Source organism: Paracoccus aerius (assembly GCF_014656455.1).
GTDB classification, from domain to species: Bacteria; Pseudomonadota; Alphaproteobacteria; order Rhodobacterales; family Rhodobacteraceae; genus Paracoccus; species Paracoccus aerius.
Genome location: NZ_BNCL01000002.1, coordinates 348,585 through 364,872, shown reverse-complemented (window position 1 = coordinate 364,872; position 16,288 = coordinate 348,585). Strand labels below are relative to the sequence as shown.

Sequence of the window (16,288 nt, the reverse complement as noted above, 5' to 3'; positions counted from 1 at the left end):
CTGTTAGCGCTTGGTCAATTCGACTGTTCAGCAAGGATCATGCCCATGAGCGACAAAGGCAATCTTGGCCATCGCGACATCACCTGTTTCAAAGCCTATGACGTTCGCGGCGAATTGGGCAAGAACCTGGACGCGGATGTCGCCTATCGCATTGGCCGCGCCTTTGCGCAGGCGCGCGGCGCCAAGCGCGTGGTCGTTGGCCGCGACAGCCGCGAATCCTCGCCCGAACTGGCGGCCGCGCTGATCGAGGGGCTGACGGACGGGGGCGCAGATGTGCTGGACCTGGGCCTGGCGGGAACCGAAGAGGTGTATTTCCACACCGGCTTCCACGACACCGACGGCGGGATCGAGGTGACGGCATCCCACAACCCGATCAACTACAACGGCATGAAGATCGTTGGGCGCGGGTCCGCCCCGCTGGATCCGGCGACGGAACTGCCGCCCATCGTGGAACTGGCGACTGGCGGCAGCTTTGCGCCCGCGACCAAGGGCAGCGTCACCGATTTCAGCGGTGCCCGCGCGGATTACGCGCGTGCCATGGCGGATTTCGTGGACGTGTCGGTCCTGAAGCCCATGAAGATCCTGGTCAATGCCGGCAACGGCACAGCAGGCCCGACCTTTGACGCCATCGCGGCGGAACTGGAAAAGCGCGGCGCGCCGCTGACCTTCGTGCGGATGCACCACAACGTGGACAGCAGCTTTCCGAACGGCATCCCCAACCCGCTTCTGGACGAGAATCAGCCCCCTACCGTCGAAAGGATGAAGGCGGAAAAGGCCGATCTGGGCGTGGCCTGGGACGGCGATTTCGACCGTTGCTTCTTCTTCGACGAAAACGGCCGCTTCATCCCAGGCGAATACATCGTGGGCCTGCTGGGCGCGGCCTTCCTGGAAAAATCCCCGGGCGAGAAGGTCGTCCACGACCCCCGCGTGATCATGAACACCCGCGCCATGATCCAGGAAGCCGGAGGAGAGCCTGTCGTCAGCAAGACCGGCCACGCCTTCATCAAGCGCAAGATGCGCGACGTGGGCGCCATCTATGGCGGCGAGATGTCGGCCCACCATTACTTCCGCGACTTCTATTACTGCGACAGCGGCATGATCCCCTGGCTGCTGATGATCGAGCTGCTGTCCAGGAAGGGCCAGACGCTGGCCGAACTGCTGGAAGAGCGGATGCGACTTTATCCGTCCTCGGGCGAGACGAACTATCACATCGAAGACCCCGATGCGGCAATTGCCAGGCTGATCGAGAAATACGAACCCCAGGCGCAAGGCCGCGACGACCTGGACGGGGTGTCGCTGGATTTCGGGAACTGGCGCTTCAACCTGCGCAAGTCGAACACCGAGCCCGTGGTGCGGCTGAACCTGGAATCCGACGGCGACGCGGCCCTGGTGCGCGAAAAACAGGCGGAACTGGCCGCCCTGCTGCAAGCCTAGGGCATCAGGTCGAAGCCGAAGGTCACATAGTCGCGCAGGTATGCCGCCTGCGCGGCCTCGGCCAGCTTGCGATCCCGCAGCACGTCGGGAATCGGGGCAGTCATCCCGTCCAGCACCAGATTCGCGATCCCCGCTGCCCGCGCAAGATGGGCCAGATCCTCGGGCAGACGATCCTCTCGGACCAGCATGTCCGGCACGGCAAGCCGCGCGAAGCCCGACAGCACCTCGGTCTGGCTGGCCCAGACGGGATGCGTGGGCAGGCTGGTCTGGCCGTTCAGGTTGCGGCGCAGGAAGGCCAGGAAATCGGCGAAGACCGCCACCCGCGCGTCACTCGAAAGCTCGGCCAGCCCGTCCTGGGGCGGCAGGGCCACGCGGTGCAGGCGGCGCAGCAGGTCGCGCTGTTCGGTATTGCCCTGGACCAGCAGGTGGTCGAAGGCCTCCCAGGCACGCAGCAGGGGATGGCGCAGCACGGAAAAGCTGCGGTGGCCGGGGCGGGCGCGTTTCCATTGGCGCAGGGTGGACTGGGTGAAGCCGCCCTGGATCCGGCCTAGCCGGGACAGCCAGTCGCGGATCCGCTGTTCTGGCCCGCCCTTGACCGGCATGAACAGCAGGCCCCGCCCCGCCTCCGTGGCGACGAAGCTGGGCACGGCGGGACCGCGCCGGGGTTCGAAGACCGGCAGGCGGTGCAGGTCGAAGGGGTCCATGTCGTGCAGGTCCGCCTGCATCGCGTCGAAATTGGCGACCTTCCGGGCCAGTTCCTGCGGGTTCTGGGGCACCTGGTCGCGCGCCGGCTCCACTCGGTCCAGATCGGTCCGGCCCAGGAAGTGCAACAGGCCGGTCATCACCTCGGGGTCGCGCAGGTCGTCATAGTCCAGGTGGAATGCCGCCTGCCCCGTCGCCTGCAAGCGGGCGGTCAGGTGGCGGCGGAACCCCTCGGCGGCGGACAGCATCCGGCGGAACTCCTGGCCGTCATAGGTGATGCGGGCGGGGATCGGTGTCTCGGATGCGTTCAGCTTCCACTGGTTCGTTTCCCAGGCCAACCGGGTCGAGACATAGCTGTCCAGCGGATTGCGCGTCAGGATGATCTTGGCGCAGCGTCGGTCCTGGATGATCGGCTCCAGCACACGCGGATCGTGGTCGTGGAAATAACGAAACCCCGGCAGATGGCCCGGCCGATCGGTCAGCTTGGCCAGCAGGTCCAAGGGATCGGCCTCGCGTTCGGCGCGGCTGATGCCCAGCATCTCGTCCTTGTCGGGCCAGCCAATCATGTAGGGATTGAACGCCTCGCCGAAGCAGGTGACGCCCCGGACGGCATTCAGCGTCGCCTCGAGAAGGTTTGACCCCGTGCGCATCTCGGCGAAGATCACGAAGCTGCGGAAGCCCTGGCTCATTCGGCGGCAGCCCTTTCGGGGCTGAGCAACTCGATCGGCGGCAGATCCTCGCCCATCAGGCGGGGACGCAGGCCGGCATTGCGCAGCCGCCGCAGCATCTGGTCAAGCCCCGTCAGGTCGCGCATCGCGGGCAAGGTGGTGATCGGAACCGAATGCGGGTCGATCTGCAGCAGGAAATCCTGAAGGATCGGCTTGGGGTTCAGCAGGAAATCCCCCAGGTCGTGGTGATGCAGCCGCGCCCGGACCCACAGCGAATTCAGCACCTCAAGCTGTTCCAGTTCAGTCCGCTGCAATTGCGCAAAGACCCGTCGCACGTCGTCGAAGGGCATGTCCGAATGCAGAAGCGGCAGCTTCCAGGCGCCGGTGACGACCAGCATGTGCGCGTTCGGATCGGTCGCCATGAACCAGTTCAGCGCCTGGTTGTCGCGCGGGCTGAACTGGAGCACCTGCGTCCGGTCGGTGATGCGGATCAACGAGGTCAGGAAGCCCTGCGGATCGCGGTCGCGGATCAGCGGATCGGCCGAAATCGCCCCCGGCCCGGTGCGGGCGCGGCCCGCGAATTCCACCCCTTCCGGTCCCAGAAGGTGGCCGTGGACCTGGCAGGACAGGTGTTTCTGCAGCCAGGGCTCGAATCCCGGGAAAAGGTCCGCCAGCCCCTGGATCACCGCATAGGGGGCCGAGGTCTTGCCGTTCTCCGCGTCCTTGCGCGGAAATCGGCTTTGCATGTAGAGGCCCGGCCGCCCCAGGACGCGGCGGCGCACGGTCTGGTTGATGATGCGCGACACCCTTGCCGGCTGCGGCGGATCGACCTGCGGCTGGCCCTGGTCGGGCAGCGGGAAATGCGACAACAGCCGCGCCGCGCCGGGCCAGACCTTGCGGGCCACGAAGCAGCGCGATTCGGCCAGCATGTCCACATGGTCGTCGTACAGCGAATAAGGCCGGCCCGTATGGTCGAACTTGGCCATGGTCAGCGACCAGCTTTCCACGTTCGAGGAATGCCGGCGCACGAGGGTCTGGAAATAGCTTTCGTCCGGAATCCAGGTGAAGCGGAAGAAGCGGTCGAACTCGGCCCGCCGGGGATCGTCCAGGATCGCGCGCAGGGTCCGCGCGGTCAGGCACCACCACTGCGATCCCAGATGCGGCGACAGCCCTGCCGGCATCCGGCGGCAGATCCTGCGGCGGCGCTGCCAATCGACGAAGCGGTCGAACAGCCAGCGGCGGCGCTTCCAGTCAAAGGGAAAGAACAGCGTGAAGCGTTCCTCGTTCAGGCCGCCGACGGTCCAGCCGACATCGTGGCTGCTTACGCTTTCGATATGGTCGCGGTCGGGATCGGCGGCCAGATAGGCCGTCAGTTCGGCGACGGGCCGCAAGGGCAGGCAGGCGCCCGAGGCCAGATAGACATGGGTCGTGTCGGAAAAGCGGTCCAGCAGGTCCTCTGCGGCGTCCTGCGTCGCGCGCACCAGGCTGAAGCGGCCCCAGGAACAGCGGTGGCGCCTGGTGAAGATCACGCCGTCGCAATCCGCCAGGGCCCTGCGCAGGCTGGCGTCCTTGCGGGCAGGCACCTTGGCGTCGACATGGATCGCCACCCTTGCGCCGCCATCGGCCCAGACGCGCGCCAGCCGCGCCGCCAGTCCCAGGTCGTCGTGGCACAGCAGCACCACCCCCAGCCGGACCTGCACGCCTGCCTTCATGCCCAGTTCCCCCGCGAGATCAGGCCCAAGTCCTCCAACTGCCGCCAGTCGCGGAACTCGCGCGATTCGCTGCACCACAGCTGCACGCCTTGGTGCAGTCCCGCGTGATAGGCGCGGTATTCCTGGCTGTTGCCGTAATGCTGGCGGCGGTCCAGTTCCTCGGCCGACTTGGTGGTGAAGCTGGACAGGAACTTGGCGTGCAGCAGGCAGCCCGAGACCTGCTCGCCGCCGTCCTCGTCATAGACCAGGTTCAACCCGCGCGGCAAAAGCATGTGGGTGGAACTGACATAGGCATAGCGCGCGCTCCACTTGACCAGCGGGATCTTGTTCAGCGCGGGGCCTGACAGCGGGTCATGGGTGAAGAAGGCACGCGTCCGCGGCCCGCCCTGGATCCACAGGTTGCCGAAATAGGGGTTCTTCTGGATCGAGTAGTTGGCAGGGTCGAAGAAGCGCGCGACATCGAAGGGATTTTGGCCCTCGGCGCAGATCGCATCCTCGATCGGACCCTTGGGATACATGTCCAGCAGCATCGCCGGAAAGGACCGACGCCCCGTCGCATCCAGCCAGCTTGTCAGCGCGGACAGCGGCCGGTGTTCCATATGCGGGTACACCAGGAACTCGTCGGGGTCGACGGTCAGGCACCAATGCCCCCTGCCGTGGCGCAGCAGCAGCCAGTTGATCCAGTCCATGCCGAAGCGCGCGCCCTTGTAGCTGTGGTCGGTCCACCACAGCGACACATCGGGCTGCACGCGCAGGTAATCGCTGCTGCCGTCCCGGCTGGCATTGTCCACCATCAGGAAATGGCGCACGCCAAGGTTGCGGTAATAGTCCAGGAAATAGGGCAGCCTCGCGCGTTCATCGCGCAGCGTGGCAAGGCAGAGGATATCTTCGCGGGCAATCTGGGCTGTGCGGATGGCAACGGGGCGCAGGGCATTGCGGCGCCGGATCCCCCGGGCGATCAGGCGTTGCCGTTCGGCGCGGCGGCGCAGGCGGTTGACCAGCGGACGCGCGGTCAGGCCTTGCATTGCCGTGCCTGCCGATCAAGATCCCGTGGCCAGTCTGTCATGATGTCCAAATACGTTGCCTACACGTATTTGGCAAAAAGGTTAATTCTTCGTCAACCTATGGATGACAATTAGGTGCGGGTTCCCATCAGGCCCAGATCGACCAATTGCCGCCATCCTGCATAGCGGACGGCACCAGGATGCCAAAGGATCGGTCCCCTGGCGATGGCGTCATGATAAGGCCGGTACTGGTCGGGGTCGATGAAGTGCTGGCGGCGGTCCAGTTCCTCGGCCGCGCGAAGGACGCTGTCGGGCAGGAACTTGCCATGCAGCAGAACCCCCGACAGGCGCGGATCGCCGGGCCCGTCATATTGGTCGTTCAGCCGGGGCGGCAGGGCCGAGTGGGTCGAGTTGACATAAACATACCGCCGGTTCCACCGGACCAGGGGCAGCTTGTTCAGCGTCGGCCCCCGGTCGGGATCTTTGGGAAAGAATACTCGTTCCCGCACGCCGCCCTGCAGGATGCGGTTGCGCTTGGGCGGCACCATCCGGCAGCGATAGGGCAAGGGGTCGAACCAGGGCAGCCGGTCTGTCAGCGGCGCGTCGGGGCCGGCATCCGCCTGCCCCAGCGGGCCACGCGGATACAGATCCAGCATCATCGCGCCCATGGCGGGCCTGCCGGCAGCATCCAGTTGCGCCGCAAGGTCAGGCAGCGGGCGGCGGTCCCAGTCGGGATAGACCAGCAACTCGTCCACATCGACCGTCAGGCACCAGTGGCCATGCCCGTGGCGGAACTGCAACGCGCCCAGCCAGTCCATCCCGAACCGCGAGGCGCGATAGCTTCCGGCCGCCCGCCACAGCGAAACGTCCCGCTGCCCGCGCAGAAAGGCGTCCGAACCGTCGGTGCTGGCATTGTCCACGATCAGGAAGGCGCCGACACCCAGCTTGCGGTAATGCGCCAGGAATTCGGGCAGGCGCAGCATCTCGTTGCGCAGGGTCGCAAAGCACAGGATTTCGTCTGTCCGGATCGCGGGAGTGCGATCCACGACCGGGGTCAGGTCGCGCGCCGCCCGAAGGCAGCGCCACAACAGCTTTCGCCGTTTCCGGCGTTGGCGATAGGCCGACCAGGCCCCGCGCAGACGCGGCCCGACCGTCACGCCTGATAGGTGCCGTTCTGGTGCCACCGCCAGGCGTCGCCGATCATCTGCTTCATGGTCGAGCGCCCCGGTTCCCACCCCAGTTCGGCCTTGGCCCGCGTGCTGCCGCAGACCAGCTTGACCGCATCGCCGCCCCGGCGCGGGCCATCGACCATCGGCACGGGCCGGTTTGTGACATGGCGGGTGGCGTCCACGACCTCGCGGACGGAAAAGCCCGATCCCGTGCCCAGGCAGAAGACCCGGCTGCCGCGACCCGCGCGCAGCCATTCCAGGCCCTTCACATGGGCATCCACCAGATCCATGACATGAACATAATCGCGGATGCAGGTGCCGTCGGGCGTGGGATAATCGGTCCCATGCACCGTCAGCGCAGCGCGCTTGCCGTCAACCGCATCCAGGATCAGCGGGATCAGATGCGTTTCGGGGCGGTGATGTTCGCCCACCTCGCCATCCGGATCGGCGCCCGCCACGTTGAAATAGCGGAAGATCACCGAGCGAAGGCCGTGGGATGCGCCGAAATCGGCCAGCATATCCTCGATCGCGCGCTTGGAGGCGCCATAGGCGTTCAGGGGTGCTTGGGGCGTATCCTCGTCCAGAACCTCTCCGTCGCGGTCGCCATAGGTCGCGCAGGTGGAACTGAACACGAAATCCAGGCACCCTGCGTTGATCGCGGCCTCGATCAGGTTCAGCGATCCACTGACATTGTTGCGCCAGTATTTGCCGGGTTCGGCCATTGCCTCGCCCACCTGGCTTAGCGCCGCGAAATGCAGGACGGCCGCGGGGCGATGCTGGGCAAAGGCCGCATCAAGCGCCGTCCGGTCCAGCAGGTCGGCCTGCACGAAGGGGCCGAACTTCACCGCATCGCGCCAGCCGGTGGACAGATTGTCCAGCGTCACCGGCACGTATCCCGCCGCCGCCAAGGCCTTGCAGGCGTGCGAGCCGATATAGCCCGCACCCCCCGTCACCAGAACTGTTTTCGACATGGATTATTCGGCCGCCCGGCGCAGGGACATGACGTCGTGCAGGTATTCGGCGAACTCGTCCTTCAACTCGTCGCGATCAAGGCCAAAGGCCACCGTCGCCTGAAGGAAGCCCGCCTTCGATCCGCAGTCGAAGCGCTGGCCACGGAAGCGCAGGCCGAACACGTCGCGCCCTGCCTCGATCTCGTCTGCGATGGCGTCGGTCAGCTGGATCTCTCCGCCCGACCCGGCCTTCAGCTTGTTGAGGTTCGCCATCACCGTGGGGGCCAGGATATAGCGCCCGATCACCGCCAGGTTCGACGGCGCAGTGCCCAGCGGAGGCTTTTCGACCATGCCGCGTGCCTTGACGATGGCGCCCATGTCCTCGGCCACGTCCAGCACGCCATAGGCCTGCGCCTTCTCGGGTGCGACTTCCATCGTGGCGACCATGCTGCCGCCGGTCTCGCCATAGGCCTCGATCATCTGCTGCAGGCAGGGCGGCTCGCCCATGATGACGTCATCGGTAAGCACGACGGCGAAGGGCTCGTCCTCGGCCAGCAGGCGGCGCGCGCACCAGACCGCGTGGCCCAGGCCAAGCGCCTTGTGCTGGCGGATATAGGCAATGGCGCCCGATTCCATATTGGTGCCGCGCAGCACTTCCAGCAGGTCGTTCTTGCCGGATTTCTTGAGGCTGCTTTCCAGTTCATGGGCATGGTCGAAGTAATCCTCGAGCGCGCCCTTGCCGCGGGACGTCACGAAGATGAACTCGGTGATACCGGCGGCCCGCGCCTCGTCGATGGCGTACTGGATCAGCGGCCGATCGACCAGGGTCATGATTTCCTTCGGAATGCTTTTCGTCGCCGGAAGAAAACGCGTGCCCAGACCAGCTACGGGGAAGATGGCCTTGGTAACTTTACGGTTCATTTGCTGTGATACCCTTGTTCGATCAATCGCGAACGGCCGTACGGCCGAACGCATGACAACTCTCATCAGCCCCAAAGGCTGCATCATCAATCCGGATATTACCCGTGTCAGCGGAAGCACGCCAATGCAAATGCAGAAAGATGCAGGGATTCTGGTGAATGCCGGCAAAATCGTCCCTGGCGGCAGCTTTTTCAGTCCAGGTTCATGGCCCGCATCATCACCTCGAGGCGCGGCACGTCCTCGGGGTTGTTCAATTCCCAGAACTGGCGGCCGCGCGATTCGACCTCGACGCACAAGATGCGCCGGCCGCGTTCCAGAAACCGCAACTGCTCCAGCCCTTCCAGCACCTCGAGGCGGCCTTCGCCCCAGGCAGTGTATTCGGCCAGGGCGGCGGGGCGATAGGCATAGACGCCGACATGGTGGAAGACAGGACTGGGATCATCATCCCCGAAATCGCCCGCGGCGAAGGGAATCACTTCTTTCGAAAAGAAAAGCGCCTGCCGGTCGTGGCCGAAGACTGCCGTGGTTCCGCCCACCCGGCCCGCGTGGCGGTCGGCGATCAGGTCGGCACGCATCCGGCCCGTGCAGCGCAGCACCGGGGTTGCCACATCGGCATCGGGATCGGCGCGCAGGCCCGCCACCAGATCTTCCACGAACCAGGGCGGCGTCAGGGGCGCGTCGCCCTGCAGGTTCACCACGATGTCCGGGGTCAGGCCCAGGTTCGCCACGGCCTCGGCGCAGCGTTCGGTGCCGTTGCGGCAGGTCGTGCTGGTCATCACCACCTCGGCCCCGAAGCCCGCCGCATGGTCGCGGATGCGGCCGTCGTCGGTCGCCACAACCACGCGGTCGACACCCGACACCGCCATCGCCGCATCCCAACTGCGCCGGATCAGGCTGCGCGGTTGGCCGGATGCGCCGCGCAACTCCACCAGCGGCTTGCCCGGGTATCGGGTCGAGGCATGGCGGGCGGGGATGACGATCAGCACCGACATGTCAGGCCTTCACCAGCAGGACGCCCGGGGCAAAGGCGATAAAGAAGGGGTTTTCGAAGCCCGGCTTGCCATAGGCCAGCGGCGTGTGGTCGTCGAAGCGCACGACCTCGCCCCCGGCGCCGCGCAACACGGCGTCGCCCGCCGCGGTGTCCCACTCCATCGTCCGGCCCAGACGGGGATAAAGATCCGCCTCTCCGGTCGCGACAAGGCAGAACTTCAGCGAGGATCCGGCACTGGTCATGTCACGGACCGCATATTGGGCGATGTAGTCGTCGGTGGCCGCGTCCCGGTGCGACTTCGACGCCACGACCATCAGGCCGCGATTGTCGGGGATCGGGTTCACGCCGATGGGCACCGTCTTGCCGGGCTGATCGCCGAAGGGACCCTGCTCCTCGACCGAGCGGCCGTCGGCGGTCGTATAGAACAGCCGCCCCTTGGCCGGGGCATAGACCACCCCACGCAGGGGCACGCCGTTTTCCACATAGGCGATGTTGACGGTGAAGTCGCCGCGCCGCTGCACGAATTCCTTTGTGCCGTCCAGGGGATCGACGATCAGAAAGGTCTGCGCGGCCTGCGCATGGCTTGCCGCTTGTTCCTCGGTGATCAGGGGGATGTCGGGAAAGGCGTCGCGCAGCCCGGCCGAAATCAGCGCATCGGCGGCCTCGTCCGCGGCGGTGACGGGCGAATCGTCCGACTTGGCGCGGACCTCGAAGTCCTCGGCGCCATAGATTTCCATGATCCGGGCTCCGGCCTGCAACGCCAGGCGCCGCATCTCGGCGTTCAGTCGTTCAAAATCCATCTAGTTTCCTTCCCGGCCGGCCTGTTGCGCGCAGCCCCGCCGATTGTGACGGGCGCCCGATCCTCTTATGATGGGGGCAGAGGGCTTGGGCAAGCGCCCGCAGGAACGGACAGCGAAAGGCGGGCGCAGGCATTGTTCATCCAGCGAAAGAACCGCACCGTCGTCCAGGCCGCCGGGACGACCCTGGGCCTGATCTATCACCAGACCGTCTACAACCTGCGCAACGACCATCGCAACGCGATCGTGGGCCTGCTGCTGACGATCCTGCAGTCGTCGATCTTCATGATGGCCTTTCTGCTGATCTACCTGATCATGGGAGTGCGAAACTCGCCCATCCGGGGCGACTTCATGCTGTATCTGATGTCGGGCATCTTCATGTTCATGATCCATGTCCAGACATCGGGCGCGGTGGCCGGCAGCCATTCGGTGTCGGGCGGGCTGGTCAAGCACCAGCCGCTGAACCCCGCCATCCTGATCGCCTCGGCGGCGCTTGCGGTCCTGTATCGGCAAACGATCAGCTGCATCGCGATCCTGTGGCTGTATCACGTGCTGATGACGCCCATCCATTTCGACTTCTGGCCGGGCAGCCTGGCGATGTATCTGCTGTCCTGGTTCTCGGGCGGGTGCATCGGGCTGGTGTTTCTGGGCATAAGACCCTGGTCGCCGCGTGCGTCCAAGCTGGTGACGACGGCCTATCAGCGCATCAACATGTTCGCATCGGGCAAGATGTTCGTGGGAAACGTGCTGCCCAACGCGCTTCTGCCCTGGTTCGTCTGGAACCCGCTGTTCCACATCATCGACCAGCAGCGGGGCTTTCTGTTCATCAACTACACTCCCCTGAAATCCGATCCGCTTTACGCGCTGTGGTTTTCGCTGGCCGCGATGATGATCGGGCTTCTGATCAACTTCACCACCCGCAAATACGAATCCCTCAGCTGGAGCGCGGCTGATTGAACGCGCGCAAATTGGCCGCATCCGGCGCTTGCGGGGCTTCAAACCATCCCTATATACACCCCCGAAGCGTCCGGCCCGCCGGACCTGGAAATGCATTTGGGATCGGGCCTTGGGGGCCATAACGGACCTGAAGCCCTTTGGAATCGCCGCAAGAAGGAAACCAGTATGTCAAAAGTCATCGGCATCGACCTCGGCACCACGAACAGCTGCGTCGCGATCATGGACGGCAGCCAGCCCAAGGTCATCGAGAACAGCGAAGGCGCCCGCACCACGCCCTCCATCGTGGGCTTCACGGATGGCGAGCGTCTGGTCGGCCAGCCTGCCAAGCGCCAGGCGGTCACGAACCCCACCAACACCGTCTTCGCCGTCAAGCGCCTGATCGGCCGCCGCATCGGCGATGAGGCCGTGGAAAAGGACCGCAAGCTGGTCCCCTACAGCATCGTCGATGGCGGCAATGGCGACGCCTGGGTCGAGGTGAAGGCCGAGAAGTATTCGCCTGCCCAGGTCAGCGCGATGATCCTTCAGAAGATGAAGGAAACCGCCGAATCCTATCTGGGCGAAACGGTGACGCAGGCCGTCATCACGGTTCCCGCCTATTTCAACGACGCGCAGCGTCAGGCGACCAAGGATGCGGGCAAGATCGCGGGCCTGGAAGTCCTGCGCATCATCAACGAACCGACTGCGGCCGCCCTGGCCTATGGCCTGGACAAGAAGGACAGCAAGACCATCGCCGTCTATGACCTTGGCGGCGGGACCTTCGACATCACCATCCTGGAAATCGACGACGGGTTGTTCGAAGTGAAATCGACCAACGGGGACACGTTCCTGGGCGGCGAAGACTTCGACATGCGGATCGTCAACTATCTGGCGGACGAGTTCAAAAAGGAACACGGCGTCGATCTGACCAAGGACAAGATGGCCCTTCAGCGCCTGAAGGAAGCCGCCGAAAAGGCCAAGATCGAGCTGTCCTCGTCCTCGCAGACGGAAATCAACCAGCCGTTCATCTCGATGGACAAGAACAGCGGCACGCCCCTGCACCTGGTCATCAAGCTGACCCGCGCCAAGCTGGAAAGCCTGGTCGCCGACCTGATCAAGCGCACCATGAAGCCGGTCGCCGACGCCATCAAGGACGCGGGCGTGTCGAAATCCGACATCGACGAGATCGTCCTGGTCGGCGGCATGACCCGGATGCCCAAGGTGATCGAGGCCGTCACCGAGTTCTTCGGCAAGGAACCCCACAAGGGCGTCAACCCCGACGAGGTCGTGGCCCTGGGCGCGGCCATCCAGGCCGGCGTGTTGCAGGGTGACGTGAAGGACGTGGTCCTGCTGGACGTCACGCCCTTGTCGCTGGGCATCGAAACCTTGGGCGGCGTCTTCACCCGCCTGATCGACCGCAACACGACGATCCCGACCAAGAAGTCGCAGATCTTCTCGACCGCGGAAGACAACCAGAACGCCGTGACGATCCGGGTCTTCCAGGGCGAACGGGAAATGGCGGCCGACAACAAGCTGCTGGGCCAGTTCAACCTGGAAGACATCCCGCCCGCGCCACGCGGGTTGCCGCAGATCGAGGTAACCTTCGACATCGACGCCAACGGCATCGTGTCGGTTTCGGCCAAGGACAAGGGCACCGGCAAGACGCAGAACATCACCATCCAGGCCTCGGGCGGTCTGACCGACGAGGATATCGAGCGGATGGTGAAGGACGCCGAAGCCAATGCCGAGGCTGACAAGTCCCGCCGCGAGGTGGTCGAGGCCAAGAACCAGGCCGAAAGCCTGATCCATTCGACCAAGAAGTCGCTGGAAGAACATGGCGACAAGGTCGATGGCTCGACCGTCGAGGCGATCGAACTGGCCATCGGCGCCCTGGAAGAATCGCTGAAGTCGGAAGACGCCGGCAAGATCCGCGGTGGCATCCAGAACGTGATGGATGCATCGATGAAGCTGGGCGAGGCGATCTACAAGTCGCAGCAGTCGACGAATGACGGCGGCGATGACGATGGCGACCGCCCGCGCAATGTCGATGAAGACATCGTGGATGCCGATTTCGAGGATCTCGGCGAAGACAAGAAGCGCGGCTGATCCGGGCCGCACCCTATCGGGCCGGTCCGCGGGATGACGCGGGCCGGCCATTTCGTTGGGGAACCAGACAGGACAAAAGATGGCCAAGCGTTGCTATTACGAGGTTCTGGGCGTGACGCGCGGGGCCTCGGCCGAGGAAATCAAGAAGGCCTATCGCCAGAAGGCGAAGGAACTGCATCCCGACCGCAACAAGGACAATCCCCAGGCCGAGGCGCATTTCAAGGAAGCCAACGAGGCTTATGACTGCCTCAAGGACGACCAGAAGAAGGCCGCCTATGACCGCTTCGGCCATGCAGCCTTTGAAGGCGGCGGTGGCGGCTTCGGGGCGCGCGGCGCGCATCCGGGCGATTTCGGCAGCGCCTTCGCCGACGTGTTCGAGGATCTGTTCGGTGACATGATGGGACGGCGCGGCGGCGGCGGGGGACGGTCCCGCGCCCAACGCGGCCAGGACCTGCGCTACAACCTGCGCGTCAGCCTGGAAGACGCCTATACCGGCCTGAAGAAATCCATCACTGTCCCGGGCTCGGTCGCCTGCGGCGAATGCGAGGGAACCGGGGCCGAGGGCGCGACACAGCCTGCCGCCTGCCCCACCTGCGCGGGCATGGGCAAGGTTCGCGCGCAGCAAGGCTTCTTCACCGTCGAGCGCACCTGCCCCACCTGCGGCGGCCAGGGCCAGATCGTCAAGAACCCCTGCAAGGCCTGCCATGGCGCGGGCCGCATCGAACGCGAACGGACGCTGTCGGTGAACATCCCCGCAGGCGTGGAAACCGGCACCCGCATCCGCCTGGCCGGCGAGGGCGAGGCAGGCTTGCGCGGTGGCCCGGCGGGGGACCTGTATATCTTCATCGAGGTGCAGGACCACGCGATCTTCCTGCGCGACGGCAAGATCCTGGCCTGCCAGGTTCCGGTCAGCATGGCCACCGCCGCCCTGGGCGGCGAGGTCGAGGTGCCGACCATCGACGGCGGCCGCGCCCGCGTGAAGGTTCCGGCAGGCAGCCAGTCGGGCCGCCAGATGCGTCTGCGCGGCAAGGGAATGCCGCCCCTGCGCCACGGCCCCGGCGCCGGGGGGGAACCGGGCGACATGCTGATCGAACTGGTCGTCGAAACACCCGTGAACTTGACCGCCCGCCAGCGTGAACTGCTGCGAGAGTTCGAGGCCGAGCAGGCCAACAACAGCCCGCAGTCGGACAGCTTCTTCGACAAGGTGAAAAGCTTCTGGGACGGCATGACCCGGTGAACCGGTCGCGTTAATCCTTTTTTCACCTGCGTGGGTCCATGCTGTCGCCATGGACCCGAATCGCACCTTTGGCGAAATGCCCCTGCCGCTGTTCCAGCCCGCCTTGGACGAGGCGGTCCCGACCATCCTGTCCCATCGGGGCAAGGCTCCTTCATATCTCGCCGATCACCGCGCGCGGCTGCGGGAACGCTTCATGACGGGCGGCGCAGGGGCCATGCCGGACTACGAGATGCTGGAACTGGTCCTGTTCCGCGCCATCCCCCGCCAGGATGTCAAACCCCTCGCCCGCCGCCTGATCGAGGCCTTCGGCGATTTCAACCGCGTGCTTACGGCCCCCGCCGCACGGCTGGAACAGGTCGAGGGCGTCGGGCCGGCCGTAGTGACCGAACTGAAGATCGTCGAGGCCGCGGCACAGCGTATGGCCCGGGCCCGGATCATGCACCGCCCTGTCCTTTCGGGATGGGACGCGCTGCTGGATTATTGCCACACTGCCATGGCCCATCGCGAGATCGAGCAGTTCCGCGTCCTTTACCTGGATCGCAAGAACGTCTTGATCGCGGACGAGGAACAGGCCCGTGGCACGGTCGATCACGTCCCCGTCTATCCACGCGAAATCATCCGCCGGGCGCTTGAACTCAACGCCTCGGCCCTGATCCTGGTCCACAACCACCCTTCGGGCGATCCCACGCCGTCGGACGCCGATATCGCCATGACGGCCCGCATCGCCCAGGCGGCCGACAGCATGGGAATCACCATCCATGACCACCTGATCATCGGCAAATCCCGCGAACTGTCCTTCCGCAGCCAGGGCCTGCTTTGATCCCGTTCTGTGACCAAGCATCCCCGGGGGTGAGGACGCGATAGCGGCCGAAGGAACGGAAAGCCCCCTTTCCTTCTTGCAGCCGAACCCCTGCCTGCGACAACATGCGCGCGACAATTTTCCAACATCGGCTGGGGAACGGAGCCTTGCGGGCCGGCTTACCCGCTGGACTGACGGTTGATTGAAGGCTAGAACCGCCCCCGCGAAGGCTGCGACAATGCGCGGCCCGGATTGTCGTATCGGCCGGTCCCCGGCCCGAATTGGAGAATGACCCGTGTCCCACGCAGATGACCACGTAGGCACCCGGAGGGATTTCCTCTACTATGCCACGGCGGGCGCAGGCACGGTGGCCGCCGGTGCCGCCGCCTGGACGCTTGTGAACCAGATGAACCCTTCGGCCGACGTCCAGGCGCTTGCCTCGATCCAGGTCGATGTCAGCGGTGTCGCGGAAGGCACCCAGCTGACCGTCAAATGGCTGGGCAAGCCCGTGTTCATCCGCCGCCGCACCCCCGAGGAGATCGAAGCCGGACGGGCGGTCGACATCAGCGAACTGATCGACCCCACGGCGCAAAACGCCAATCTGGCCGGCGTGGAACCTGCCACCGACCAGAACCGCACCCTGGACGAAGCCGGCGAATGGCTGGTCCAGATCGGCGTCTGCACCCATCTGGGCTGCGTGCCCATCGGCGACGGCGCGGGCGACTTCGGTGGCTGGTTCTGCCCCTGCCACGGTTCGCACTACGACACTGCCGGACGCATCCGCCGCGGCCCCGCGCCGCAGAACCTGCACATTCCCGTCGCCGAGTTCCTCGACGACACAACCATCCAGCTGGGCTGAGGAGGG

General features: G+C 65.3%; 14 protein-coding genes. 6 read left to right on the top strand and 8 right to left on the bottom strand.

Translation table 11 applies throughout. From position 1 onward, the window contains the following. Window positions 1-45 precede the first annotated feature (45 nt). On the top strand, window positions 46-1,434 hold the full coding sequence (locus tag IE224_RS03920) for a phosphohexomutase domain-containing protein (protein WP_191308203.1): 1,389 nt from the start codon (window positions 46-48) through the stop codon (window positions 1,432-1,434). On the opposite strand, the gene IE224_RS03915 is transcribed toward IE224_RS03920, so the two are convergent. The 8 genes from IE224_RS03915 to cysQ form a co-directional block, all read right to left on the bottom strand. After that, entirely contained in the window at window positions 1,431-2,825 is a 1,395-nt protein-coding gene (locus tag IE224_RS03915) for a hypothetical protein (protein WP_191308201.1), read from the bottom strand. The two genes, IE224_RS03920 and IE224_RS03915, sit on opposite strands and share 4 nt — an antisense overlap. Continuing rightward, on the bottom strand, window positions 2,822-4,516 hold the full coding sequence (locus IE224_RS03910; RefSeq protein WP_191308199.1) for a DUF5927 domain-containing protein: 1,695 nt from the start codon (window positions 4,514-4,516) through the stop codon (window positions 2,822-2,824). Before IE224_RS03910 ends, IE224_RS03915 begins: the two co-directional genes overlap by 4 nt. Beyond that, complete coding sequence (locus tag IE224_RS03905) at window positions 4,513-5,541, bottom strand: glycosyltransferase family 2 protein (RefSeq protein ID WP_191308197.1); 1,029 nt, start codon at window positions 5,539-5,541, stop codon at window positions 4,513-4,515. Before IE224_RS03905 ends, IE224_RS03910 begins: the two co-directional genes overlap by 4 nt. Window positions 5,542-5,651: 110 nt before the next feature. Beyond that, complete coding sequence (locus IE224_RS03900) at window positions 5,652-6,608, bottom strand: glycosyltransferase family 2 protein (RefSeq protein WP_229849231.1); 957 nt, start codon at window positions 6,606-6,608, stop codon at window positions 5,652-5,654. Between the two features lie 65 nt (window positions 6,609-6,673). Continuing rightward, the gene (galE, locus tag IE224_RS03895; RefSeq protein ID WP_191308193.1) at window positions 6,674-7,660 is read right to left on the bottom strand and encodes a UDP-glucose 4-epimerase GalE; all 987 of its coding nucleotides are present in this window, start codon (window positions 7,658-7,660) and stop codon (window positions 6,674-6,676) included. 3 nt (window positions 7,661-7,663) lie between these two features. Next, a complete protein-coding gene (locus tag IE224_RS03890; protein ID WP_167620886.1) occupies window positions 7,664-8,560 on the bottom strand; it encodes a UTP--glucose-1-phosphate uridylyltransferase in 897 nt (298 codons plus the stop codon). A 191-nt stretch (window positions 8,561-8,751) separates the two neighbouring features. Further along, window positions 8,752-9,552 carry a 3-deoxy-manno-octulosonate cytidylyltransferase gene (locus tag IE224_RS03885; protein WP_191308191.1) on the bottom strand — a complete coding sequence of 267 codons (801 nt, stop codon included), beginning with the start codon at window positions 9,550-9,552 and terminating at the stop codon, window positions 8,752-8,754. 1 nt (window position 9,553) lies between these two features. Beyond that, entirely contained in the window at window positions 9,554-10,351 is a 798-nt protein-coding gene (gene cysQ / locus IE224_RS03880; protein ID WP_167620884.1) for a 3'(2'),5'-bisphosphate nucleotidase CysQ, read from the bottom strand. 132 nt (window positions 10,352-10,483) lie between these two features. Between cysQ and IE224_RS03875 the strand changes: the two genes are divergently transcribed. From IE224_RS03875 to petA, 5 genes are all read left to right on the top strand, one after another. After that, on the top strand, window positions 10,484-11,305 hold the full coding sequence (locus IE224_RS03875; protein ID WP_167620883.1) for an ABC transporter permease: 822 nt from the start codon (window positions 10,484-10,486) through the stop codon (window positions 11,303-11,305). Window positions 11,306-11,470: 165 nt separating this feature from the next. Next, entirely contained in the window at window positions 11,471-13,387 is a 1,917-nt protein-coding gene (gene dnaK / locus IE224_RS03870) for a molecular chaperone DnaK (RefSeq protein WP_167620882.1), read from the top strand. A gap of 79 nt (window positions 13,388-13,466) precedes the next feature. Then, the gene (dnaJ, locus tag IE224_RS03865) at window positions 13,467-14,624 is read left to right on the top strand and encodes a molecular chaperone DnaJ (protein ID WP_167620881.1); all 1,158 of its coding nucleotides are present in this window, start codon (window positions 13,467-13,469) and stop codon (window positions 14,622-14,624) included. A 49-nt stretch (window positions 14,625-14,673) separates the two neighbouring features. Further along, entirely contained in the window at window positions 14,674-15,444 is a 771-nt protein-coding gene (radC, locus tag IE224_RS03860) for a RadC family protein (protein WP_191308189.1), read from the top strand. A gap of 274 nt (window positions 15,445-15,718) precedes the next feature. Next, window positions 15,719-16,282, top strand: coding sequence for a ubiquinol-cytochrome c reductase iron-sulfur subunit (gene petA, locus IE224_RS03855; protein WP_191308187.1), 564 nt, complete (start codon window positions 15,719-15,721; stop codon window positions 16,280-16,282). Window positions 16,283-16,288: the final 6 nt, after the last annotated feature.